Here is a 24,030-nt window from a genome sequence, read left to right as displayed (position 1 = left end):
AAAAACTTAGCAGCCAATAATGAAGTGTTATAAATCAAATTGTACTTTATCTAACAACATTAACGCTGTTTTTCTGTGTTGAGCTAGCGCTTCTAATGGAAGTTTATCTGTTGAGAATTTGCCCCAAGATGCAACAAGTTCAGATACTTTAACGCCTTCTCTTACTGGATATTCTAAATTCGTTTCTGCATAAAGCTCTTGTGCTGGTACTGAAACTAAAAATTCCATTAAAGCTTTAGCATTATCACTATTAGGAGCATGTTTTGCCATTCCCATTCCTGAAACATTAACATGTGCGCCACGGTTACTTTGATTAGGAAAGTTAATATTTACACTTTCAGCCCAAACCTTCTGTTTCTCGTCTTGTAACATGTTACCAAAATAATAACTATTACCTAAAGACACATCACATAAACCTTGATTAATCGCTTGTACTTGGCTGCGATCATTACCTTGAGGTTTACGTGCTAAGTTACTTTTAACACCTTCTAACCAAGTAAGAGTTTCCGCTTCACCATGCTCAGCAATCATTGAAGCGATCAAAGCAACGTTATATATATGCTTGCCACTGCGCGTACAAATACGTCCTTTCCATTCTGGTTTAGCTAAATCTTCGTAATTAAAATCAATATCACCTAAACGCTTAGCAGAATATATATTTCTTACACGAGTTGTTAAAGCAAACCACTGATTATCTGCTGAACGATATTGTGTAGGGATAGCTTGTTCGATATTAGTTGAGGTTACTGTTTGTAATAACTCACTGTTATGTAAATCAACAAGGCGACTAATATCATTAGTTAATAAAATATCGGCAGGGCTATGTTTACCTTCACGCTTTAAACGTTCAACCATGCCATTTTTAGCAAAAACAACATTAACTTTAACACCTGTTTTGTCAGTAAACTTTTTAAATAAAGGCTCAACTAAAAATGGTTGTCTATATGAATATACGTTAACTTCTTCTTTTGCATTTGCAGCAAAACAAGCCATAAATACCATTACACTAACTATTTTTTTTAACATTAATTTACCTAAATTATTTATAGTAACTAAATTGAAACTAAGTGAAGATTAAAATTGATTATACCTTACCCATTAAAATTTACGAATAATTCTCATTTGTGATTTGTAATATATCTGTAACCAAATATATGCGGGTTATTATTAAAAATAATAGTTCAGCGCTAATAATTAATTACGTTTCTTTAGATTTTTTTGCTACTAACTCAGCTTGGTATTCTTCAAATAAGGCAATAGCTTCAGATGACAAACAAGTATTTGAAATATAGTTGTTTCCGAACTCATGACTAATAACCCAACCTAAATCAGTTTTTTTAAAGGCTGAGATATTTTGCCAAAGCACCATGTTCTTTATGTAAAAAGAATTTGTTGCTATACCTTTATCATCAACAATAAGCGTAACATCACCTTTTGCAGACTTTCCTAAAAGCTGACGCATTACCCACCACGGTTGGCGATAATAAATACTAATAGCCTCTAAAATACCTAAAGCAAAAACAAACCAAGCGGCGTAAGGATTCACATCACTAAACAACACAAGAAGAATACCAAATACGCTTAAAATAATGGCTTTAAAATAGGCTTTTATCGATTGGTCATTTACAACAGATTGGCTGTAGCACTCATTAAAATGATCTTTGTCTAATGTAAATGTATGAGAATATGAGAATGGTGTGGTCATGGCTCGTTTAATAATAGAGTTATATTAACCATTATTTTATCGTTAAGTGCTATCAGATGATAGGAATAATCAGGAATTTAAAACAAGTGAGAGATTAGATAATAAAATGAAATATAGAAGCAAATCCTTTGCTCATATTTTTAAGATGGTATAAGTGGTGTAATTACTGAACTTTACTAACGGGTGTTGTACTAGTTGCAATATGTTTATTGAGCAACTTTTATTCTTTCCTCAAATACATTCTGCTCACTATAATTGTCGAACTTAACTTTAGTAATTCCAAGTTTTTCACATAGCGCCATAAAAGTTAAATAATCTTCTTCTTTTAAGTCTTTCTGATCACGAGTCATTACCCCATCAAGATAAGCATTGTCATTATTAATACATAAGTTTGCTGTGGCACTGTAAGGTTCGCCGTACGTATCAACTCTAATAGCCTTAATACTTTTTATCTCGAAGATCCAATTATTTAATTCAATATAACGTGTAAGGTCAGGTTGCATTACAAGGTTTCTCTGTAGTTTGTGTTAGTGCTTTGTATACTTTGAAGCTGATAAACTTATAGGTAATTTGCTATTGAAATAAGCTCAACAGCTTCAAACGTATGGAATAAAAAAAAGCCGGCTGAAAAGTAGAAATATAGCCGGCATAAATGGATTAATAGTAAATCCAAAGGAATACTCAGATAGCATAAAATTTGAATGCTTTTACCTATCAAGTAAGGGTCAACTTTTACAAAAAAGTCATTCAGAACTGAGTTATCAATTAACTCAGTTTTAAACTAAAAAGCATTAAATTCATCTAAACTAAGATCAGCATCTTCATTTAAATCTAAATTCTTAAACACCATTTTAAGCGCTTCGTTATCGCTAGTTGATAACTCAACTTCACTTAAAGCACCATTTTTGTTGGTATCAAACTTTGTTAAAAGCTTAGCAAAAGATTTTTGCTGTACAGTAGAACCTTCTACCTCGACAATATCTTGAACGTCTGCAAAAACGATAGTGTCTTGTAGGTCGGTTTCCATAGGAGAAATTACATTCGCATTTACAATGAATGTTGCGATTGTTGCAAGGGCAACGGCTAATGTAATTTTAACTAAGCTTATGTTGTTCATTTTCTTTCCTGTTTTTAAAATTTAAACGTATTTTTAGTCCGTTAAATTATGATTTTGCTGAAATGCTAATTATCAAAGGAGTCGGATAAATAACATTCAGCAATGCTAAATTAAGTGCTATAAATTGCTGAATTCATTCGCACTAATATGTAAATCTTCATTCACATCCAGATTTTTAAAAGCCATTTTAAGGGCTTCGTTATCACTGGTTTCTAATTCTTTTTCACTTAAAGCACCATTTTGATCTGCATCGAAATCTGATAAAAGTTGTGAAAAGTCTTTCTCTTGTAATGAAATAACTGACTCTACTGGTTCAATTACTTGCAATTCTTTTACTTCAGTTATGCTAGCTTCAGTAGTAGTTATTGCTTCACTCACTTTTGAAGTGATGTCATTTGCATTTACAACAAAAGTAGCAACAGTTGCTAATGCTACGCCAAGAGTCATTTTCACTAAGTTTGAGTTATTCATGATAATTCCTTAATTGTTAATGATTAAAATTAAATGATTGAATACTAATACGATTTTTTTTCATCAAAAGCGCTAAACTCTTCAGCACTAATGCTTGCATCTTTATTTGAATCTAAACTTTTAAACACGGTTCTAAGTGCTACGTTATCGCTTGTAGCTAACTCTGCTTCACTTAAAAAACCATTTTTATCAATATCAAACACCGTTAAAAGTTGTGTGAAATCGAATTGTTTTAAAGAAAAAGAGCTCGTTACTTCACCAGTATCTTCAACTGCAGTAATAGTTGGAGTAACTTCATTCGCATATACTGTGGAGCCAGTTACAGCAACGAGTATTAAGCTTAAAGTTATTTTAGCTAAACTTACGTTTTTCATAATGAGCCCTTCTTTATTCAAATAATTAAACAGTGTTACTACTAAAAATATATATGTGCTAATTAAGGGGGATAACCTACTTAGCAACATTCCATCTACAAGCAAAAGGAGAAAGAAATATAAAACATATCAAATAACACTGTAACCAACCTAGGTATAGCACAAGGCGTGCCACATCATAACCAACTGTTTTAAAAGGAATTTAAAACAAAAGCACATTAACTTTGTCTCTAGATGGAGACACATAAATAATTTAACAATATTTAAATGGTATAAGTAACAAACAATAAAAAACTAAATCCTTTAAAAACAATAAATTAAGTACGTAAAAAAGGAAAATAAATAGTGTATCCAAATAGAGACACTATTGCGTTTACCCTGTATTTCACTTAAAAAGGAGGGATTACTCTACTTATAAAGCAGGCTGTTACTACGGTGGGCAATTCATCTCTCTCAAACCTTTACAAGATCTACCAAATAACAGGCTTAGACACCCTTTCGATTAAGAAGCTAACACTATTAGGTTTTTCGCTTGTAGCCTTACCTCTTGTTCTTGCATTGTTATACAGTGCAGCCCAAATAAATAAATTATCTAATCAAAGTGAAGATGCTATTTTTAATGCTGCTGAGTTTACTGAAACCAGTAAACAGCTAAGTGAGTTGCTTGTAAAAATGGAAAGATACGCTAGCCAATCAATTGTTCTTAAGAACAAAGAGCTAACGAATAATTATTTTATTGAAGAAGAACGATTACTGACAATAACCAACCAACATTTAATTGATCATCCTGATAAAAACCTGAAAGAGCTTAGCAACCAGTTTCTGAATGAAATAATGTTTATCAATCAATTACTCTCGCCTGAAAATGATCAAACCTTGTATTTAACTCAACTGCAAGACCAGTTTAAGTTATTGGCTAAAACGTATAATCGTATTAACCAGCGTAGTAACGAAGTTATATACAACCAAGCAAAAGAAGTAAAAACGTCAGCAAACTTACTCAGACAAACTATGCTAAACAGCTTGTTAATCATCCCGATTACCATTTTAATTGCTGTGTTTTTTATCATCATAATTACCAAACCTTTAAAGAAGTTGATTGCGGAAATACAACAACTTGAGCAAGGAAATTTTGAACATCAAATAGCCTTGAAAAGCTCACCAGAAATAAATGAAATTGTTGATGCGCTAGAAGTAATGAGAACTAGGCTGCATGCTTTAGAATTACAGAAATCTAGCTTTATTAGACATATATCTCATGAATTAAAAACACCACTTGCAGCTATCAGGGAAGGAACGGAATTACTGTATGATAATAGCGTAGGTGCTTTGAATCCTGATCAACAGGAAATCAGTGATATTATTAGAACCAGCGTAACCCGTTTACAACGTTTAATTGAAGACCTTTTAGACTTTAACATTGTATTAGATTCTACCAGTTTACAAGACTCTGAAAAACTTCACGTGACGCCATTAATTGGCAGTGTAATTAACGAAAGAAAGTTAGATATAAAACGTAAACACATAGATTTACACACAACTTTCGAAAATATCACCATATACAGTAACGCTAAACAACTTGCCGTTATTTTAGATAACTTACTGTCGAATGCGATAAAATATTCACCCGAAAATAGTAGGATTTCTCTTAGCACGTCATTAGTAGCTGAGCAGTTGAAAATAACAATAACGGATGAAGGTATGGGGCTAAACGAAGAAGTGATGAATAAAGTTTTCGATGCTTTTTATCAGGGTCCAGCTCCACAAGGAAACGAGATAAAAGGTAGCGGTTTAGGCTTAACCATAGTTAAAGAATTATTAATGCGTATTAATGGAAACATTAGCGTTACCAGTAAAACACAAGAACCAAGTGGTACTACATTTACCTTAATATTACCTCGAGCATTTTTAGTAGGAACACCATAATGAATCTCTTTTCAAAAACAAAATCAATTGTAAAATCACTTGCCGCAGTAGGCTTGATGATAAGCATTAGCGCTTGTCAATTAACTCCAGTAAAAGAAACAATTCGCATCCCAACTTATGGTGATTATTATCTTTGGCTAAAAAGTTTAGATAACAATCAATTATTACAAGAAATAGCCCAACAAAACATAAACAAAAAAACACAGAGCCCAGATGCAGACATTTATTTAATACTGCTACACAGTCTCCCCAAATCACCAATATACAATCCTTATACGGCTAAATCGTTATTAAACGAGCTGCAACTTCAATATATTGAGTCGCGTTATAACCCAACTAATTTAGCTTTAATTACTCTGTTAAGAGATTTACTTAATGAACAATTATTGATGATTCAAAAGTACGACAACATTAATGTAGATTTTAGAAACTCTCAAAAGCTCCTTATTGATCAAAAAGAAACCTCAGTTCAACAAGAGCAAAAGCTTAAGCAGAGCGGTAAAACAGTTAAAGAATTAGAACAACAAGTAAAATTACTTAAAGAACAAATCAATCAACTTCATCGTATTGAAGAAAATATTAGCGAGCATGGGAATTAGTTTATGAATCAATCAACCACAACTGCCCCTGTTAATGGAAAAATACTCATCGTTGATGATGATCCTCATCTACTGCGCTTACTCGGTATTCGTCTTTCTGCGGCTAACTATAAAGTTGAGTCGGCTGAAAACGCTAAAGTTGCCTTAGGTAAATTAAAAACTTTTCATCCTCACTTAGTGATCAGTGATTTACGTATGGAAGGTATGGATGGAATGGCATTATTTGAACAAGTTCGTCAACAGCACCCTAGCATGCCCGTTATCATTTTAACGGCACATGGCACGATTCCAGACGCCATAAGTGCAACTAAACAAGGCGTCTTTAGCTTTTTAACTAAGCCATTTGAAAGTAAAGAATTACTTGATACAGTTTCACAAGCAATACGACTTCAACCTATTGATATAGATAACCCAGATCAAGATGAATTATGGCGTAAAAACATTATTAGTCGCAGTACGATAATGAGTTCGTTATTGAATCAAACTCGCCAAGTAGCAAAAAGTGATTTTAGTATTTTGATCCACAGCCAAAGTGGAACAGGTAAAGAATTGCTCGCTAATGCAATACATCAAGCAAGTCATAGGCGCTCTGGAAAATTTACAGCCATTAACTGTGCAGCGATACCTGAACAATTGTTAGAGTCTGAGCTGTTTGGCCATACAAAAGGTGCATTTACTGGCGCAGAAAGAAATCATGTTGGTCTATTTGAGGCGACAAATGGTGGCACATTATTTCTAGATGAAATTGGTGATATGCCAATGAATTTCCAAGTAAAACTATTACGTGCACTGCAAGAAAGAGAGGTTCGCCCTGTCGGCAGCACACAATCAATAAAAGTTGATGTACGTATTATTGCAGCGACTCATAAAAATTTGCAGCAAGCTATTATTGATCAAACGTTCAGAGAAGATCTTTACTACCGACTCAACGTTGTAGAATTAGAGTTACCGCCGTTATCAGAAAGACGAGAAGATATTCCTCTACTTATTCAACACTTCTTAAATAATGTACTCGAAAAAATTGATACGGATATTAAAGGTTTTTCACAAGAAGCTATGGAATTACTTATCAGTGCGCCTTGGCCTGGCAATATCAGACAATTGCAGAATATTGTAGAACAAAGTGTCGCATTATCAACAGAGCCATTAATTAGTGAAACCTTAGTTAAAAATGCACTTCGCGATAAAACCACAATCTTACCCTCGTTTCAGCAAGCGAAAGATAAATTCGAACGTGACTATTTAGCTAAGCTACTACAAATAACTGCAGGTAATGTATCTAAGGCAGCAAAGATAGCGCAACGCAATAGAACCGAGTTTTATAAGTTACTCAATCGCCATCACTTAACCGCTGAGGCTTTTAGGTCTGAAGATTAAATTCAAACCTAAAAGCTAAAAATCTAATGCATAAGTGCAAGATCAGAAGTTAAAAAAGTGCATGTTATAAACAAAAAATCACCCGTAAATTGGGTGATTTTATTTTTCGATAAAAGGAAGGTTACATTAAAACATCAACAAAACTAAAGTAATTATCTTAAGCTTTATAATATTCATTCAAAGTATCAATAAAGTTCGACAGCATAGTTTGTGGTAATAAGTTAATACCTGCTGCACCAGCTCTGCCACCGCCCGTTGGAAACTGAATACACACTTCATCAGCGCCCTGTTTATTGTTTAACGGTGCTCTCACACTTACTGTATATGTTGCTTCTTCATCAGCTTTAACAGCGTTTAACGTAACAACAGCATGAGCTTTATCAGGTGATTGGTTTGCTAAATCATTACCGAATACACCACTGACTCTTCTCGCCCAAGGTGCATCATCTAACTGAACCACTTTGCTGATATGAGTGTCAGCTAATACTTGCGCTGTTAAGGCTTTTTCCATATCGCTTAAATAAGCTTTTTCTAACTGATGAAAGATAGAACCTTGTTCAGCAATCAAATCAAGTGGATCAGCGTAAGCTAATAACGCTTTATAAAGCTCTGCTGGATGAAAATGCAAATCATCAACATCACGACCATAGCCGTTGTAATTAATGTAAATACCTAGGGCTTTAAGTTGGTCTTGCTGTGCTTGAGATAAACCAGCACTTTCAGCTAACGTAATCGCTGATTGAGTCATGTTATCGCCAAAAGCAGCTGCAACAGCCCAATGAACATACGCACCTTTTAAATAGTCATTAACCAATAAGCTAGTGCAAGTATTTGCATCGGTATTAATCAACGTTGTTAAATGTTCAGAACGTGGAATATCGCCAGCACGGTGATGATCAATATAAAAAACAGGCGTTTTATTTTCTAAATGAAGATTCAGTGCATCAATGTTTTTCTCAAGCGAGATATCAAGCACGGTAATCGTGTCTGCAGTTTCAACATCTACTTGCTTAAGTAAGCTTATATCTCTTTTAACACCTGTTATTAAAGTCGATTCTTTAGGCTCAGCAAGTCGTAATTGAACCAGCGCAATAATACCGTCAGCATCACCATTAAACACATCAAAATGCATGTAATTCTTTCCTTTCATTTATTAAGCTTTTTTAAGTAAAGAGCTTACTGAATAAATTGATTATCAATTAGGTGTTGTACTATTTGTTCGGCACATTCTTTAATCGACTTTTCGTCAGTTTTTACATGAATAGCTGGAGCTGTTGGTACATCGTAAGTTGAATCTATACCTGTAAAATCTTTGATTTCGCCAGCACGAGCTTTTTTGTATAAGCCTTTAGGATCGCGTTGCTCACATATGGCTATTGGCGTATCTATGTAAACTTCCATAAATTCACCTTGCTCAAGCATGTCACTTGCCATCGCTCTATCAGTAGCAAAAGGAGAAATGAAAGCGGTAGAAACAATCAAACCTGAATCAACAAATAACTTAGCTACTTGGCTGATACGACGAATATTTTCAATTCTGTCTTCATCACTAAAACCTAAATCACCATTTAAACCATGGCGTACATTATCGCCATCCAATAAGTAACTATGACAGCCACGTTCAAATAATAATGCATCTACCGCATTAGCGACGGTTGATTTACCCGAGCCACTTAATCCTGTGTACCATAATAAACAAGGCTTCTGATTCTTTTGCGCAGAGCGTTGCTCTTTAGTAATATTTTGTTCGTGCCATACGGTATTTTCTGTTTTCATCATTTTTCTCTATTATTTCGGTAGACGGACGGTCAATCTATAATTTTTAGCTTTCCTAAAAAGGAAATACCCAAGGTAACAACGCTAGTACAATCACACTATAAGTGAGTGAAACAGGTAAACCAAACTTCACAAAGTCGGTCAATTTATAATTACCTGCGTTATACACCATAACATTTGTTTGATAGCCATAAGGACTCATAAAACTGCCACTTGCAGCAAATGCTACTGCCATTACAAAAGGTAATGGACTAGCTTCTAATCCCACACTCATACTGTACGCAATAGGAAAAATTAAAGCTGCTGCTGCAGTATTCGTTATAATTTCGGTTAATAGCAAAGTGACTATAAAAATGAGAATAAGTGCGGTGTAGTGACTTTGCCCTTGTAATAAACTTTCTAAACTATTAGCCAACAGATTAACCACTCCGCTACTTTCGAGTGATTTTGCTAAAGTTAACGCACCAAGAACTATCATCCAAATTTCTAAAGGGAAACGACGTTTAATTTCATTTACCGTTAAACAACCTGTAAAAATAAGTAATGAAATATAAAAAATCAAACAGGTGACTAAGGATATAGATGTTAAAGCAGATGCTGCAATAGTCACTAAAAATCCAATGACTGTTAATGAGTCGCGCCAGCCACTCAGCATATTTTCAGGTTGATGACCCGACAATATAAAAAAGTTTTTTGATAAGTTAGTTCGCGAACTAAAGTCGTTACCTACTGCTAAAATCAGAAAATCGCCTGACTGTAAGGTAATTTCACCTAACTTACCCGACAAGGTTGAGCCTTCACGTCGAATCGCCACAACAGCTGCATCAAAGCGCGCTCTAAATCCTGCACTCTTGAGGGTTTTTCCCACAACAGCTGAGTCAGGTTTTATTAAGACTTCCGTTAAATTTTCACGCAATAAACCATCTTGTTCAGCGAATAAGGTTAAACCATCAAATTGTTGTAATGTTAAAACTTTAGAAATATCACCACTGAAAATAAGTTTGTCTTTACCTTGTACCACTTCATCTGGACCTACAGGCGAAAGTAATCTGCCATTGCGAACGAGTTCAACTAAAAACAATGAGTCTAAATTTCTCAGTCCATTTTCTTCAATGCTTTTACCCACAAGCTTTGAGTCAACACCTACAGCTGCTTCAACCAAATATTCATTCGTTGAAAGCTCTTGAAGCTCCATATCAGGCAGTGAATTAATACGTAAAAAAATCACCAATAAGCACACCGATAAAGCACAAACGCCTACTAGAGTGAAATCAAAAAAGCCTAAACCGGTATGACCTTGATCAATCAACATACTATTAACGATCAAGTTAGTGGATGTACCTACTAAGGTTAAGGTACCACCTAAAATAGCAGCGAAAGATAATGGAATTAATAACTTACCAGGATTAACCACTTTATTATTTTTAATGGTAGAAATAAGCGAAGCAACAACCGCCGTATTACTCATTAACGCCGACGAGAACGCCGTACCAATTAATGTTTTTACTGAAGAAGCTAAGGCAGAGCCGCTGATCATAGAGGTAGATAAACGACGTAAAACACTGGTACGCTCAAAAGTAAAAGAGCATAAAACCAGTAAAATAAGGGTAACTAATCCTGGATTAACAGCATTAGTTAAAATATCTTTATAAGAAACAAAAGATACACCTAAACACACAAGCATAGCAGCTGCGAATACGCGTTCAGGTACATGTTGAAACTTAACGAGACCAGCAAAGGTTGCTATAAAAATAGCAACCATAAACCATTGAGATATATCCATTAAGAAGAGCCTTTGCTGTATAAATTAAAGTAATTCATAAAATGTAGCTCTTAAAAAGGGCTAAATAGATCTCAATAAAGAGCTATTTAGCTCTTAAAATATCTCGTGCACCCCAATGTGGGAAGTGTTTGCGAACCAATGTATTAAACTCTATTTCAAACTCTGAATAAGCTTTTTCATCTTTAGCATCAATCGCGTGATTGATCATACCCGCACCTACCGTGATGTTACTTAAACGATCGATAATGATAAATGCGCCAGAAGTTTTGTTGTCGTTGTAAGCATCAAAATGTAATGCTTCTTCCAACTCAAAGTTTACTGAACCAATTTCGTTTAGCGCTAGTTGGTCAACATCAATCTTTTTCATGTTGTTTACATCAATACGATGCTCAACATTAATTGCATGACCTGATGTCATTTTACTACCGTGTTTAATGTAGTAATCTCGACCTGGTTCTAGTTCGTCTTCATGCATCCATACCACTGTGGAATTAATTTCTTTAGAGGTAACAGGCAAGTTATCTTTCTTAACAATTAGCTCACCGCGACTGATATCAATCTCGTTTTCTAAGGTAAGCGTAACTGCCATGCCTTTATCAGCACGATCTATTTCGCCTTCAAAAGTAACAATCGATTTAATCGTACTTTCTTTACCTGAAGGAAGCGTAACAATTGAATCGCCAACACGTATATGACCTGATGCTACCGTACCTGAAAAGCCACGGAAATCTAGGTTAGGACGGTTTACATATTGCACTTGAAATCTGAACTGTGTGAAACTTTCATCACCATCAACTTTGATAGTGTTTAATAGCTTCATCATCGTAGCGCCTGGGTACCAAGGCATGTTGACACTTTCGTCTACTACGTTATCACCATTTAATGCAGAAATAGGTACAAAGCGCACATCTTCAAATGATAAGTCTTCAGCAAATTCACGGTATTCTTTTTTGATTTCTTGATAACGTTCTTGGCTGTAGTCAACCAAATCCATTTTGTTCACAGCAATTAATACATGCTTAATGCCTAACAATGAACAAATGAATGAATGACGACGTGTTTGTACTTGTACACCATGACGCGCATCAATCAATATAATTGCTAAATCACATGTTGAAGCACCTGTTGCCATGTTACGAGTGTATTGCTCGTGACCTGGAGTATCCGCAATAATAAACTTGCGTTTATCTGTAGCAAAGTAACGGTAAGCAACATCAATGGTAATACCTTGTTCACGCTCTGATTGCAGACCGTCAACTAATAAAGCTAAATCAATAGCTTCACCTGTAGTACCTGATTTTTTGCTGTCTTTTTCAATAGCCGCTAATTGATCTTCAAAGATCATTTTTGAATCGTGTAATAGACGACCAATTAAAGTACTTTTACCATCATCAACGCTACCACATGTAAAGAAGCGCACCATTTCTTTGTTTTCATGCTGTTTTAAATAAGCTTCAATATCTGTTTCAAGTAAGCCTGTATCTGGACTCATGATTGTTCCTTTCGAAATTTGTACGATAGCTAATGCTTATCGCCTAATTTACGTTTAATTTTTTACGGTATAACGGGCTTGCTTAATGCTTTTCACCCACTGTACGAATATTTTATTCAATGTTTTTATTTAACAAAAAGACTTAGAAGTAACCTTCCATCTTCTTCTTCTCCATTGACCCAGATGAATCATGGTCAATAACACGCCCTTGGCGTTCAGAAGTTTTTGTTAATAACATTTCTTGAATAATTTCAGGCAAGGTTGTTGCGGTAGACTCAACAGCACCCGTAAGTGGGTAACAACCTAATGTACGAAAACGTACATTTTTCATTTGTATTTCTTCGCCTTCTTCAATCGGCATACGATCATCATCGACCATAATTAACGTGCCATCGCGTTCAACAACAGGACGTTTTTCAGATAGGTATAAAGGTACAATTTTGATGCTTTCTAAATAGATATACTGCCAAATGTCTAATTCAGTCCAGTTAGATAATGGGAAAACACGAATACTTTCACCTTTATTTACTTTACCGTTATAAATGTTCCATAACTCTGGACGTTGGCTTTTTGGATCCCAACGGTGATTTTTATCACGGAAAGAATACACACGTTCTTTAGCACGCGACTTTTCTTCATCACGACGTGCGCCACCAAAAGCAGCATCAAAACCATATTTATCAAGTGCTTGCTTTAAGCCTTGAGTTTTCATGATATCAGTATGTTTAGCACTACCATGAGTAAATGGACCGACGCCTGCATCGATGCCCTCTTGGTTTTTGTGTACTAATAATTCAAAGCCATATTCTTTTGCCATTTCATCACGAAAGGCGATCATTTCTTTGAATTTCCATGTAGTGTCTACATGTAATAATGGAAATGGAATTTTACCTGGCGCAAAAGCTTTGCGAGCAAGGTGTAATAATACAGCTGAATCTTTACCTACGGAATAAAGCATAACAGGGTTATCAAACTCTGCCGCAACTTCGCGCATAATGTGGATTGATTCAGCTTCAAGTTTCTGTAAGTGAGTTAAATTCATCGCTGTGTAATAACTTTTGTCTAATTTAAGTAGTGATATAATGACACAGCTAGGAAAACGCTTCCATATAAGAAACGACTTGTTTAGATGAAATAAGAATAACAAGAAAGGTAATAATTGAAGCCAAAATTATATGAGAGGTATTTGGCTTTGATTTAAGAAACTTTGCTCTAAGTTTAGTTTTATTCTGCTTTTAACTGGGAATTAATTAGGTTTTATAAAATAAAAAAACCTATAACAAAATGCTATAGGTTTTTTTGTAAAACAATAAGAATAAAGGTTAATCATCAATAAAATTGAGTGAATAACTTTATCTTACTAGTAGATAATGCTTTTTAGCCTACTAATTCTTTTATGAAAGCTTTAAAGTCTTCTGCAATTTCAGGATGGCGTAAACCGTATTCTACGTTAGCCTTCATGTAACCTAACTTAGAACCACAATCGTGTGATTTACCCGTCATGTGGAATGCTTCAACTGTTTCAAGTTCCATTAAGCTATCAATAGCATCTGTTAATTGGATTTCATCGCCAGCGCCTGGTGCAGTAGTAGCAAGTAGTTTCCAGATTTTTTCAGAAAGTACATAACGACCAACAACAGCTAAGTTAGACGGAGCATCTTCAACATCAGGTTTTTCAACAACAGCTGTCATTGCTTTAGATTCGCCAGCAACAAGTTCTTGTCCGCCACAATCAACAACACCATAACTACTTACTTGTTCCATAGGTACAGGTTCAACCATGATTTGGCTGTGCCCTACTTCATCATAACGAGTAAGCATTGCTGCTAAGTTTTCAGTTTTTAAGTTTGCTGTCGTTTCATCTAAAATAACGTCAGGTAAAACAACAACAAAAGGTTCGTTACCAATAATTGGTTGAGCCTTTAATACTGCATGACCTAAACCTTTAGCTTCACCTTGTCTTACGTGTAAAATTGTAATGCCTTTAGGACAAATCGCTTGAATTTCTTCTAACAACTGACGTTTAACACGCTTTTCTAAGGTTGTTTCTAACTCAAATGATTTATCAAAATGGTTTTCAATCGCATTTTTTGATGAATGCGTAACTAAAACGATTTCCTTAATACCTGCTGCAATACACTCATTAACAATATATTGAATAAGAGGTTTATCTACAATTGGTAGCATCTCTTTTGGTATTGCTTTAGTAGCGGGTAGCATACGCGTTCCTAGTCCTGCTACTGGTATTACTGCTTTTGTTATTTTATTTGGCATCAAATTCCCTTATGTATTCCGTTTAAGTTTGTGTAAATTTTATTAATAATATTTAATTAAAAGCATGATCAAAGTCTTGCTTCAATCAATACGTCAACCTTATAAGTTGCTAACGTACCAAGTCATGGCTTTTTCAATACCTGACTGAATTTTATATTCAGGATCATAGCCAAGTAAGCTATTAGCTTTACCTATATCGGCTTGAGAATGTCTTACATCGCCTGCTCTAAACTCTCTGTAAACAGGTGATTTATCGTAAGCAATCTCATTCTTACCTAAAGCACTTTTTAAGCTATCGAATAAAATATTTAATGTTGTTCTGTCGCCTACCGCCACATTGTAAACATTGTTTTTAGCTTCGTCGTTTGACGTTGCAGCTAAAATATTAGCTTGTACTGCATTTTCGATAAAACAAAAATCTCGGCTAGTTTCGCCATCACCATTAATAAACACATCTTCATTATTAAACATAGATGATGTCCATTTAGGAATAACTGCTGCGTAAGCGCCTTCTGGATCTTGTCTTTTACCGAACACGTTAAAGTAGCGTAAACCTATAGTATTTAAACCGTATGTTTTAAAAAACACATCAGCATATAATTCATTAACGTATTTAGTTACTGCGTAAGGCGATAAAGGATTACCAATATTTTCTTCTATTTTAGGTAATGCTGGATGATCACCGTAAGTAGAGCTTGAAGCCGCATAGACAAAAGTTTCAACTTTAGCTTCTTTAGCTGCTACTAGCATATTTAAAAAACCAGTAACGTTAGCTGAGTTAGTCATAATAGGATCAACAATAGAACGAGGAACAGAACCTAGTGCAGCTTGATGTAAAATATAGTTAACACCCATTACAGCTTTATGACAGTCATCAACATTTCTGATATCACCTTCAATAAAGGTAAATTTTGCCCATTGTTCTGCTGATACTTGTGACTGAACTTCGTCTAGATTTTTTTGATGACCCGTAGCAAAGTTATCTAACCCAACCACTTCTTGGTTAAGAAGTAATAAGGTTTCAAGTAGGTTCGATCCAATAAAACCTGCACATCCTGTAATTAACCATTTCTTCGAATTATTCTTTAAGTTGCTTTGTACTTCTTGATATCGATTCATTGAGTTTTCCATCTGCCCCGAACTAAATTATTTAATTCATCTACAGAGTATAACATTAATAAGAGAGAGATTTTAAGTAGGAAAGTTATAGCTGAATTAATTTCAGGCTTATTATGCTAATGATAAAAACGTATAGCAAAAGTCTAATAACTTGAAATCATCTTGAAACTAAAAACAAAAAAACCAAATATCTACAATGTAAATATTTGGTTTATTAAAGGCATAGGTTGAACTTTACCTATAAATACAGCTTATAAACGAATATCAGAAAAATCCATATCTAACATATATTTTAAATCATAAATAACATGTTCAGGTTTCATTAAGGCTTTAATTTCACTATTACTTAAAGCTTTAAATTGATGATGAGCAACCGCAAAAATAATCGCATCGTATTTACCTGCTTCTGGCTCAGCAATCAAATCTACATCGTATTCATGTTTAGCATCCGCAGGATTTACCCAAGGGTCATAAACATCAACATTCATTTGATATTCGCTAAGTTCAGATAAAATATCTACAACTTTAGTATTTCGTACATCAGGGCAATTTTCTTTAAACGTTAAGCCCATCACTAATACGTTAGCACCATTAACTTGTAACTTACGTTTGATCATGGTTTTAGTTAGCTGAGAAACCACATATTCAGCCATACCATCATTAATACGACGACCCGCAAGAATAACTTCAGGATTATAACCAATCGCTTGAGCTTTATGCGTTAAGTAGTATGGATCAACTCCAATACAGTGACCACCAACTAAACCAGGACGGAATGGTAAGAAGTTCCACTTAGTACCTGCAGCTTTTAATACTTCTTCAGTATCAATGCCTAATTTGTTAAAAATTACAGCTAATTCATTAATAAGCGCAATGTTTAAATCACGTTGTGTATTTTCAATCACTTTAGCGGCTTCAGCAACTTTAATAGAAGAAGCTTTATAGGTACCTGCTGTAATAATTGAGCCATATAATTGATCAATAAACTCAGCTATCTCTTCAGTAGAGCCAGAAGTCACTTTTAAGATATTAGTAACACGATGTTCTTTATCGCCAGGATTAATTCGCTCAGGGCTGTAGCCAGCAAAGAAGTCTTGATTAAAAACAAAGCTTGAATGCTTTTCTATCTCAGGAATACAAACTTCTTCTGTAGCGCCTGGATAAACTGTTGATTCATATATAACGATATCGTTTTTGGAGAGCACTTTAGCTAACATAGCACTTGCTTTAACCAGCGGCGTTAAATCAGGCTGCTTATGTTTATCTATAGGTGTTGGTACAGTAACAATATAAACATTGCAGCTTTTCAAGTCGTCAACGTTACATGAGTAACTAATATGTGCTGAATCAGCTAACTCTTCTGAAGACACTTCTAGTGTAAAGTCATGCCCTGCTTTTAATTCTGTTATACGTTTCTCATGTATATCAAAACCCACTGTTTGGTATTTTTTGCCAAACTCTACAGCCAAAGGCAAGCCCACATAACCTAAACCAATAATTCCAATTTTTACATCGTTTAATGAATGTGACATATACTTTGTTAACCCGCTTGTTATAACTCTTAATAATTGCCCGTATATTACTATTAAACAATAATCAAAATAAACCTATATCACTGAATTAAACCATATAGATAGGTGTTTAATTAAACATTAGTACTTATAAAACCTAAAAATTGCTGTTAATCCTTCGAATTTGACTTCTAGTTACTATTTTATAACAGATTTTAATGGTACATTTTCGATAACGTTGAAGCTAAAATCTTCAACCTCAACATTTTTTATACAAAGATCAGCTAATAATAAAAGGTAATGTGAATGGAATTATCATCACAAGAAATTAAAGATACAAAGTTTTTCGGACACCCAGTAGGATTAACAACTCTGTTCTTCACAGAGATGTGGGAAAGAATGAGTTACTACGGCATGCGTGCCCTACTTGTTCTTTTTATGACAGCAACCCTGCAAGAAGGTGGATTAGCATTAACGGTTTTATCAGCTTCAGCTATCTATGGTTTATACACAGGTAGTGTTTATTTTATGGGGCTACCTGGTGGCTGGATTGCTGACAGATTAATAGGTGGTCAAAAAGCCATTTGGTATGGTGGTATCATCATCATGCTTGGCCATATTGTTTTAGCTATACCTAACGACAATACATTTTTTATCGGCTTAATATTGGTCATTATAGGTACTGGCTTACTTAAACCTAATATTGGCGCCATGGTAGGTCAATTATATTCACCAAAAGATAGACGCCGCGATGCTGGTTACGCCATTTATTACATGGGTATCAACTTAGGCTCTTTCATTGGTTATATTGTATGTGGTTATCTTGCAACTAATATGGGTTGGCATTGGGCTTTTGGTGCTGCCGCTATAGGTATGGGTGCAGGTTTAATTCAATATAAACTTACTACTCCTAATTTAAATGAAGTAGGCGATGGACCTGTTTCACCTTTATCACCTAAAGGCGCTAAACTATCTTGGATAGCAATAGCAAGCTTCTTAGTACTTGTTGCTGCAGTTACAACCATGGTTTTTCAGGGTGTAATAACGATTGAGCCTGTTGTTTTAGCTCAGTACACAGCGATAGTATTCACACTTATTTTTGTTGTTTATTACGCAGCTATTTATTTTTTAGGTAATTTAACTAAAAGTGAAAGGTTAAGACTAGGAGCATTATTATTAATTTGTATTGCATCAGCATGTTTTTGGTCTGGTTTTGAACAAGCGGGGTCGTCACTAAATTTATTTGCTCGCGATTATACCGACAGAATGATTGGTTCTTTTGAAATTCCTCCTGCATGGTTTCAGTCAACTAACGCTATGTTTATTGTTATTCTTTCACCTTTCTTTGCCGCTTTATGGATGAAGTTAGGTCAAAAGTTAGTTACTCCAGCTTACGGTTTAAAATGTGCTATCGGCTTAATTATCATGGCAACAGGTTTTATTGTTATGTTTTTTGCCGCTCAATATGCAGCATCTGGATTAAAAGTAGCACCTTATTGGTTAGTAGCTACTTATTTCCTACACACAGTAGGTGAATTAATACTTAGCCCAACAGCATTAAGTGCAGTAAGTAAGTTATCGCCTAAGCGTTTTGCAGGTCAAATGATGGGTGTATTTGTATTAACTTATTCTATTGGTAACATCATATCTGGTTTATTAGCAGGTAACTTTGATCCAAATAATCTTGATCAAATTCCAGCGTTATATATGCAAATCAGTGTATTTAGTATTGGTGTTGGTATTGTAGTATTAATACTTGGCTTTAAGACTAGATTTTGGGAATTACTTGCTGAAAGCGAAGAGCAAGAGAAAAAAGAAGTTTCTCAAACAGCTTAAGTTCAAAATCACTTTTGTATAAGTGAATGACTTAAATCCACCTAACAGCAAATTGCTTATTTATTGTTAGGCGGATTAATCTTTATATACTATTTATTACCTTCAACAAAATACATCCAACAGTGAAAATAGGCTTATTGTGGATAACAGAAATCAACTCAGAAAAACCACCAGAGAAAAGCGCTTAGCTCTCAGTAATAATGCACAAACTATGGCAGCTGTTCAGCTATCAGAGCAATTAACCACTCACCCTAAAATACTTTCAGCACAGCATATTGCTATTTACCTAGCCAACGATGGTGAACTGTACACTATACCGTTTATTGAATGGTGTTGGGCTAACAACAAAGACGTTTACTTACCTGTTATTCACCCTTTTAGTAAAGGTCATTTACTCTTTTTAAAATACACACCTGAAACAAAAATGTGTAAAAACCGTTTCGGGATCTCTGAACCTAAATTGAATGTTAACCTTATTCAACACATAGAAAACATTGATATCATTTTTACGCCTCTTGTCGCTTTCGATGAAACTGGCGCACGATTAGGTATGGGCGGAGGCTTTTATGATAGAACACTACAAAGCTGGTTCGAGCAATATCAAAAAAACAAAAATGCGACCCCTTACCCAATAGGTTTAGCGCATAACTGTCAGCTAGTTCAATCTATTCCAACAGAATGTTGGGACATTCCTATCCCAGAGTTAATAACACCAACAAAAAACTATCAATTTTAATTTAATAAATCCCCATCATAATGTTATAAGCCTATCGCTTTTATAATAGTGAATAGTGTATAATTCGCGCACAAAAATTGTCCCACTAGTTACTCATATATAGCGTTTGAAACTTCGCTGAGCCCATTCAGTGTTGATCAAAAATAGTTATATTTGTTCGCACTTATATAAGGCTTAGCATGACACAAGATGAAATGAAAAAATCCGCCGCTATCAAAGCACTAGATTTCATTAAAGATGACACTATTGTTGGAGTAGGTACTGGTTCAACTGTAAACCATTTTATCGATGCGCTAGGCACAATTAAAGATCGCATCATTGGTGCTGTTTCAAGCTCAGAAGATTCAACCAGAAGACTTGAAGCTTTAGGCATTGAAGTATTTGATTTAAATAACGTAGACGGAATTGATGTTTACGTAGATGGTGCAGATGAAATAAATGCTCACATGCACATGATCAAAGGTGGCGGCGCAGCATTAACACGCGAAAAAATAGTTGCCGCTGTAGCCAAAACCTTTGTGTGTATTGCCGATAGTTCTAAACAAGTTAAGCTTTTAGGCGCCTTCCCTCTCCCTGTTGAAGTTATCCCAATGGCAAGAAGCTACGTTGCTAGAGAAATAGTAAAGCTAGGTGGAGATCCTGTTTACCGCACTGGCGTAATTACCGATAACGGCAACGTAATTTTAGACGTACACAACTTTAAAATATTAGATCCTAAAGCACTAGAAAATGATCTGAATGCCTTGGTAGGCGTTGTCACCAATGGATTGTTTGCCAACAGACCTGCAGACACTTTGATCATTGGTACACCTGAAGGTGCAAAAATCATAAATTAACCCTTTAGAGTTTATAAGCTATATGTTAATTTACACACATACTTAGATGGCTAGCCATCTAAAACTTTAAATTTTGTTAGCCACTGGCTAAACCCAATCATTAAGAGAATTTAAATATCATGAGTACTATTTCACTCGCTAAAGAAAAGATTAAAATTTTATTGTTAGAAGGTGTACATGAAAGCGCACTGGAAGAGCTTAAGTCACAAGGCTATAGCAACATCGAATACATAAAAACATCTTTATCGGAAGAAGACTTAATTAAGAAAATTGCTGATGTTCACTTCATTGGTATTCGTTCGCGTACAAACCTTAATGAAAAAGTACTTAGCCATGCTAAAAAACTTGTCGCTATCGGTTGCTTCTGTATTGGCACTAACCAAGTAGATACTAAAGCTGCTCAAAGTTTAGGTATTCCGGTATTTAATGCTCCATTCTCAAATACTCGCTCAGTTGCTGAACTAGTATTAGGTGAAACCTTATTATTACTTCGTGGCATTCCTGAAAAAAGCGCACAAGCACACCGTGGCGAATGGAATAAATCAGCTGCAGGTTCATTTGAAGCACGTGGTAAAAGGTTAGGTATTATTGGTTACGGCCACATTGGTATGCAGTTAGGTGTTTTAGCTGAAACTGTAGGTATGAAAGTTAAGTTTTACGATGTTGAAACTAAGCTGCCATTAGGTAATGCAAGCCAAGCATCATCACTTGAATCATTATTACAAGAGTGTGAAGTTATAAGCTTACACGTTCCTGAAAACCCACAAACTAAGAACATGTTTGGCGCAGAAGAAATCGCTAACATGAAAGATGGTGCAATATTAATTAACGCATCACGCGGTACAGTAGTTGATATAGATGCACTTGCTGATGCATTAGCAAGTAAGAAGCTATCTGGAGCTGCTATCGATGTATTCCCTGTTGAGCCAAAAGGTAATGATGAAGAATTCATGTCTCCATTACGCGCATTCGACAATGTAATTTTAACGCCTCATATTGGCGGTAGTACCAAAGAAGCTCAAGAAAATATTGGTTTAGAAGTAGCAAGTAAATTAGCTAAATATTCAGACAATGGTTCAACTTTATCAGCGGTTAACTTCCCTGAAGTATCATTACCAAGCCATGGTGGTAAAGGTAGAAGCAGACTTTTACATATTCACCAAAACCAACCAGGTATTTTAAATAAAATTAATTTAGCATTTACTAAATTAGATATTAATATTGCCGCTCAGTACTTACAAACTGACGATCAAATTGGTTACGTTGTAATAGATATTGAAACAGAAGATAGTGCTGTTGCTCTTAAAGAGCTTAAGAAAATTGAAGGTACAATGAAAGCTAGAATACTTCACTAAAACCAGTTTAAAAATAAACAGTAAAATCAAAAAAGGTAGACATTATGTCTACCTTTTTTTGTGCTGAATATTGTGTTAAATAACGTGAACTGCATACTGATTACAGGCATTTATAAACTTAAGCTCTAACCTTAAAATCTAACCCTAGAACCTAGCTATTAAATCTAAGCTTCAAAAAATCAAATGCATACAAGCCAACGCCATTAAACCTGCTACAACATCATCAATCATAATACCAAAGCCACCGTGTACATATTTATCTAAATAAGAAATAGGCCAAGGCTTAAAAATATCAAAAATGCGGAATAGTATAAACCCAACTAAAATACTCTGCCAACTAACAGGAACAAGAAACATAGTGATCAAATAACCTGCGATCTCATCCCAAACAATTGCACCATGGTCGTGTACACCAACATCTTCAGCTGTTTTTCCACAAATATAAATGCCCGCAATACACACAACTAAAGTGGCAATGGCATATATTAAAGGAGTAAAAAAAGTGAATAATAAAAATACAGGAATAGCCGCCACAGTACCAAAAGTACCAGGAGCTTTAGGACTTAAACCACTACCAAAACCCAAAGCCAAAAAATGAATAGGATTTGAGAGGGTAAATTTGACCGTTTCTTTTTTTGATTCAGTCATTTTATTCTACAGACTCAGCAAAGTGTTCAAAACCTTGACCATTTAGAATAACCTTTTCGCCATCTAAAACCGTAGTAATAGTTTCTTGGCGATTTAACTGACCAATACACGTGTGAGGAATACCTAAATTAGACAAAGCTGTTTCCATGCCTACTTTATTATCTTCAGATACAGAAAATAGCAATTCGTAATCGTCACCACCACTAACAGCTAATTCAATCGCCTTCTCTCTTCCCAGAGTTTCAAGCATAGCAGCAGAGATAGGAACGTTTTCTAAGATAACTTTAGCGCCCACTTCAGATGCTTTACATATATGCGCTAAATCAGCTAGTAACCCGTCTGAAATATCAATAGCAGAAGTAGCGTAATCTCTTAATGCCTGCCCTGCTAATACTCTAGGTTTAGGGTAATCTAATTGCTGTAAAACTTGCCCTTTAACAGACTCAGCTAAACCAACCTTGCCTTGAATATTTTGTAATGCTAATGCTGCATCACCTAATTCACCGGTCACATAAAGCCAATCACCCGCTTTAGCTGTTGAACGACGAATAAACTTACTTTTAGGTACAATACCTTGGGCAGTAATAGTAATACTCAGTGGGCCTTGGGTAGTATCGCCCCCCACCAATTGAACATTATAGTATTCACATAGCTCAAAAACACCAATGGAAAATTCTGATATCCATTCTTGATCAACATTAGGTAAAGTAAGTGCCAGTGAAATCCAAGTAGGTTCAGCACCTACGGCGGCGAGATCAGATAAGTTAACAGCAACAGCCTTATGACCTATCGCTCGAGGTGATGTATTTTCAGGAAAGTGTACACCCGCAACTAAAGTATCGGTTGTAACGGCAATATGTTGGTTTTCAGCAGGAGCTAATAAAGCACAATCATCACCAATACCTAAAACGACATCTTTACGTTTAGCTGTTTGTTGTGAAAAATAACGGCTAATTAAATCAAATTCTTTCATGGAAATATTCAAATATAATTGTTTAATACATCAGTAAATAAATGTATTAAATAGGTGTAATGCTCAAATACTTTTATAAAAAACTATAGGCAAGAATAGAAAATATAAAGCTAACATAATGT

Annotated in this window: 23 protein-coding genes; 7 read left to right on the top strand and 16 right to left on the bottom strand. The window is 35.1% G+C overall.

Features of this window, described 5'->3' with window-relative positions; translation table 11 throughout:
• Nucleotides 1-27 precede the first annotated feature (27 nt).
• The 6 genes from ACPUVN_RS00945 to ACPUVN_RS00920 form a co-directional block, all read right to left on the bottom strand.
• Nucleotides 28-1,026 (bottom strand): Fe(3+) ABC transporter substrate-binding protein, encoded by a 999-nt coding sequence (locus ACPUVN_RS00945; protein ID WP_426358439.1) that lies wholly within the window; start codon nt 1,024-1,026, stop codon nt 28-30.
• A gap of 172 nt (nt 1,027-1,198) precedes the next feature.
• A complete protein-coding gene (locus ACPUVN_RS00940; RefSeq protein WP_426369773.1) occupies nt 1,199-1,705 on the bottom strand; it encodes a YcxB family protein in 507 nt (168 codons plus the stop codon).
• 206 nt (nt 1,706-1,911) lie between these two features.
• Nucleotides 1,912-2,208 carry a hypothetical protein gene (locus tag ACPUVN_RS00935; protein WP_426358441.1) on the bottom strand — a complete coding sequence of 99 codons (297 nt, stop codon included), beginning with the start codon at nt 2,206-2,208 and terminating at the stop codon, nt 1,912-1,914.
• A 278-nt stretch (nt 2,209-2,486) separates the two neighbouring features.
• The gene (locus ACPUVN_RS00930) at nt 2,487-2,822 is read right to left on the bottom strand and encodes a hypothetical protein (protein ID WP_426358442.1); all 336 of its coding nucleotides are present in this window, start codon (nt 2,820-2,822) and stop codon (nt 2,487-2,489) included.
• Nucleotides 2,823-2,939: 117 nt separating this feature from the next.
• Complete coding sequence (locus tag ACPUVN_RS00925; protein WP_426369771.1) at nt 2,940-3,293, bottom strand: hypothetical protein; 354 nt, start codon at nt 3,291-3,293, stop codon at nt 2,940-2,942.
• Between the two features lie 44 nt (nt 3,294-3,337).
• The gene (locus tag ACPUVN_RS00920) at nt 3,338-3,667 is read right to left on the bottom strand and encodes a hypothetical protein (protein ID WP_426358444.1); all 330 of its coding nucleotides are present in this window, start codon (nt 3,665-3,667) and stop codon (nt 3,338-3,340) included.
• Between the two features lie 435 nt (nt 3,668-4,102).
• Between ACPUVN_RS00920 and ACPUVN_RS00915 the strand changes: the two genes are divergently transcribed.
• The 3 genes from ACPUVN_RS00915 to ACPUVN_RS00905 are packed head-to-tail and all read left to right on the top strand — an operon-like array spanning nt 4,103 to nt 7,569.
• Nucleotides 4,103-5,593 carry a HAMP domain-containing sensor histidine kinase gene (locus tag ACPUVN_RS00915; RefSeq protein WP_426358445.1) on the top strand — a complete coding sequence of 497 codons (1,491 nt, stop codon included), beginning with the start codon at nt 4,103-4,105 and terminating at the stop codon, nt 5,591-5,593.
• Complete coding sequence (locus ACPUVN_RS00910) at nt 5,593-6,192, top strand: hypothetical protein (protein ID WP_426358446.1); 600 nt, start codon at nt 5,593-5,595, stop codon at nt 6,190-6,192. The genes ACPUVN_RS00915 and ACPUVN_RS00910 overlap by 1 nt, the downstream gene beginning before the upstream one ends.
• A 3-nt stretch (nt 6,193-6,195) precedes the next feature.
• On the top strand, nt 6,196-7,569 hold the full coding sequence (locus ACPUVN_RS00905; protein ID WP_426358447.1) for a sigma 54-interacting transcriptional regulator: 1,374 nt from the start codon (nt 6,196-6,198) through the stop codon (nt 7,567-7,569).
• Between the two features lie 157 nt (nt 7,570-7,726).
• Here ACPUVN_RS00905 and ACPUVN_RS00900 read toward each other — a convergent pair whose 3' ends face one another.
• The 8 genes from ACPUVN_RS00900 to tviB all read right to left on the bottom strand — a co-directional run bounded on the left by ACPUVN_RS00900 (nt 7,727) and on the right by tviB (nt 17,545).
• Nucleotides 7,727-8,701 (bottom strand): DHH family phosphoesterase, encoded by a 975-nt coding sequence (locus ACPUVN_RS00900; RefSeq protein WP_426360592.1) that lies wholly within the window; start codon nt 8,699-8,701, stop codon nt 7,727-7,729.
• A gap of 44 nt (nt 8,702-8,745) precedes the next feature.
• The gene (cysC, locus tag ACPUVN_RS00895) at nt 8,746-9,348 is read right to left on the bottom strand and encodes an adenylyl-sulfate kinase (RefSeq protein WP_426358448.1); all 603 of its coding nucleotides are present in this window, start codon (nt 9,346-9,348) and stop codon (nt 8,746-8,748) included.
• Nucleotides 9,349-9,400: 52 nt separating this feature from the next.
• Nucleotides 9,401-11,128 (bottom strand): SLC13 family permease, encoded by a 1,728-nt coding sequence (locus ACPUVN_RS00890; protein ID WP_426358449.1) that lies wholly within the window; start codon nt 11,126-11,128, stop codon nt 9,401-9,403.
• Nucleotides 11,129-11,210: 82 nt separating this feature from the next.
• Nucleotides 11,211-12,620, bottom strand: coding sequence for a sulfate adenylyltransferase subunit CysN (cysN, locus tag ACPUVN_RS00885; RefSeq protein WP_426358450.1), 1,410 nt, complete (start codon nt 12,618-12,620; stop codon nt 11,211-11,213).
• A gap of 142 nt (nt 12,621-12,762) precedes the next feature.
• A complete protein-coding gene (gene cysD, locus ACPUVN_RS00880; RefSeq protein WP_426358451.1) occupies nt 12,763-13,662 on the bottom strand; it encodes a sulfate adenylyltransferase subunit CysD in 900 nt (299 codons plus the stop codon).
• A 335-nt stretch (nt 13,663-13,997) separates the two neighbouring features.
• Entirely contained in the window at nt 13,998-14,894 is an 897-nt protein-coding gene (gene galU / locus ACPUVN_RS00875; protein ID WP_426369770.1) for a UTP--glucose-1-phosphate uridylyltransferase GalU, read from the bottom strand.
• A gap of 99 nt (nt 14,895-14,993) precedes the next feature.
• Nucleotides 14,994-16,013, bottom strand: coding sequence for an NAD-dependent epimerase/dehydratase family protein (locus tag ACPUVN_RS00870; protein WP_426369769.1), 1,020 nt, complete (start codon nt 16,011-16,013; stop codon nt 14,994-14,996).
• 251 nt (nt 16,014-16,264) lie between these two features.
• Nucleotides 16,265-17,545 (bottom strand): Vi polysaccharide biosynthesis UDP-N-acetylglucosamine C-6 dehydrogenase TviB, encoded by a 1,281-nt coding sequence (tviB, locus tag ACPUVN_RS00865; RefSeq protein WP_426369768.1) that lies wholly within the window; start codon nt 17,543-17,545, stop codon nt 16,265-16,267.
• Between the two features lie 285 nt (nt 17,546-17,830).
• Between tviB and ACPUVN_RS00860 the strand changes: the two genes are divergently transcribed.
• The 4 genes from ACPUVN_RS00860 (at nt 17,831) to serA (ending at nt 22,287) form a co-directional block, all read left to right on the top strand.
• Nucleotides 17,831-19,360 carry a peptide MFS transporter gene (locus ACPUVN_RS00860; protein ID WP_426358455.1) on the top strand — a complete coding sequence of 510 codons (1,530 nt, stop codon included), beginning with the start codon at nt 17,831-17,833 and terminating at the stop codon, nt 19,358-19,360.
• Between the two features lie 139 nt (nt 19,361-19,499).
• Nucleotides 19,500-20,096: a 5-formyltetrahydrofolate cyclo-ligase gene (locus ACPUVN_RS00855; protein ID WP_426369767.1), complete on the top strand. Its 597-nt coding sequence runs from the start codon at nt 19,500-19,502 to the stop codon at nt 20,094-20,096.
• A gap of 179 nt (nt 20,097-20,275) precedes the next feature.
• Nucleotides 20,276-20,932, top strand: a complete 657-nt coding sequence (gene rpiA, locus ACPUVN_RS00850; protein ID WP_426369766.1) for a ribose-5-phosphate isomerase RpiA — start codon at nt 20,276-20,278, stop codon at nt 20,930-20,932.
• A gap of 119 nt (nt 20,933-21,051) precedes the next feature.
• Nucleotides 21,052-22,287 (top strand): phosphoglycerate dehydrogenase, encoded by a 1,236-nt coding sequence (gene serA, locus ACPUVN_RS00845; protein WP_426369765.1) that lies wholly within the window; start codon nt 21,052-21,054, stop codon nt 22,285-22,287.
• Nucleotides 22,288-22,458: 171 nt separating this feature from the next.
• Here the strand turns inward: serA and ACPUVN_RS00840 are convergent, their stop codons facing one another.
• On the bottom strand, nt 22,459-22,935 hold the full coding sequence (locus ACPUVN_RS00840) for a phosphatidylglycerophosphatase A family protein (RefSeq protein WP_426369764.1): 477 nt from the start codon (nt 22,933-22,935) through the stop codon (nt 22,459-22,461).
• Between the two features lies 1 nt (nt 22,936).
• A complete protein-coding gene (gene thiL, locus ACPUVN_RS00835) occupies nt 22,937-23,908 on the bottom strand; it encodes a thiamine-phosphate kinase (RefSeq protein WP_426369763.1) in 972 nt (323 codons plus the stop codon).
• Between the last annotated feature and the right edge of the window lie 122 nt (nt 23,909-24,030).

This window comes from Pseudocolwellia antarctica, from assembly GCF_049933045.1.
Taxonomy (GTDB): domain Bacteria; phylum Pseudomonadota; class Gammaproteobacteria; order Enterobacterales; family Alteromonadaceae; genus Pseudocolwellia.
This window is presented reverse-complemented; position numbering and strand designations above follow the sequence as displayed.

Excerpts from the sequence above, each read along its gene's own strand:
- ACPUVN_RS00945 (WP_426358439.1), bottom strand. The coding sequence starts at position 1,026 with ATGTTAAAAAAAATAGTTAGTGTAATGGTATTTATGGCTTGTTTTGCT.
- ACPUVN_RS00940 (WP_426369773.1), bottom strand. The coding sequence starts at position 1,705 with ATGACCACACCATTCTCATATTCTCATACATTTACATTAGACAAAGAT.
- ACPUVN_RS00935 (WP_426358441.1), bottom strand. The coding sequence starts at position 2,208 with ATGCAACCTGACCTTACACGTTATATTGAATTAAATAATTGGATCTTC.
- ACPUVN_RS00930 (WP_426358442.1), bottom strand. The coding sequence starts at position 2,822 with ATGAACAACATAAGCTTAGTTAAAATTACATTAGCCGTTGCCCTTGCA.
- ACPUVN_RS00925 (WP_426369771.1), bottom strand. The coding sequence starts at position 3,293 with ATGAATAACTCAAACTTAGTGAAAATGACTCTTGGCGTAGCATTAGCA.
- ACPUVN_RS00920 (WP_426358444.1), bottom strand. The coding sequence starts at position 3,667 with ATGAAAAACGTAAGTTTAGCTAAAATAACTTTAAGCTTAATACTCGTT.
- ACPUVN_RS00910 (WP_426358446.1), top strand. The coding sequence starts at position 5,593 with ATGAATCTCTTTTCAAAAACAAAATCAATTGTAAAATCACTTGCCGCA.
- ACPUVN_RS00905 (WP_426358447.1), top strand. The coding sequence starts at position 6,196 with ATGAATCAATCAACCACAACTGCCCCTGTTAATGGAAAAATACTCATC.
- ACPUVN_RS00900 (WP_426360592.1), bottom strand. The coding sequence starts at position 8,701 with ATGCATTTTGATGTGTTTAATGGTGATGCTGACGGTATTATTGCGCTG.
- cysC (WP_426358448.1), bottom strand. The coding sequence starts at position 9,348 with ATGATGAAAACAGAAAATACCGTATGGCACGAACAAAATATTACTAAA.
- ACPUVN_RS00890 (WP_426358449.1), bottom strand. The coding sequence starts at position 11,128 with ATGGATATATCTCAATGGTTTATGGTTGCTATTTTTATAGCAACCTTT.
- cysN (WP_426358450.1), bottom strand. The coding sequence starts at position 12,620 with ATGAGTCCAGATACAGGCTTACTTGAAACAGATATTGAAGCTTATTTA.
- cysD (WP_426358451.1), bottom strand. The coding sequence starts at position 13,662 with ATGAATTTAACTCACTTACAGAAACTTGAAGCTGAATCAATCCACATT.
- galU (WP_426369770.1), bottom strand. The coding sequence starts at position 14,894 with ATGCCAAATAAAATAACAAAAGCAGTAATACCAGTAGCAGGACTAGGA.
- ACPUVN_RS00870 (WP_426369769.1), bottom strand. The coding sequence starts at position 16,013 with ATGAATCGATATCAAGAAGTACAAAGCAACTTAAAGAATAATTCGAAG.
- tviB (WP_426369768.1), bottom strand. The coding sequence starts at position 17,545 with ATGTCACATTCATTAAACGATGTAAAAATTGGAATTATTGGTTTAGGT.
- ACPUVN_RS00860 (WP_426358455.1), top strand. The coding sequence starts at position 17,831 with ATGGAATTATCATCACAAGAAATTAAAGATACAAAGTTTTTCGGACAC.
- rpiA (WP_426369766.1), top strand. The coding sequence starts at position 20,276 with ATGACACAAGATGAAATGAAAAAATCCGCCGCTATCAAAGCACTAGAT.
- serA (WP_426369765.1), top strand. The coding sequence starts at position 21,052 with ATGAGTACTATTTCACTCGCTAAAGAAAAGATTAAAATTTTATTGTTA.
- ACPUVN_RS00840 (WP_426369764.1), bottom strand. The coding sequence starts at position 22,935 with ATGACTGAATCAAAAAAAGAAACGGTCAAATTTACCCTCTCAAATCCT.
- thiL (WP_426369763.1), bottom strand. The coding sequence starts at position 23,908 with ATGAAAGAATTTGATTTAATTAGCCGTTATTTTTCACAACAAACAGCT.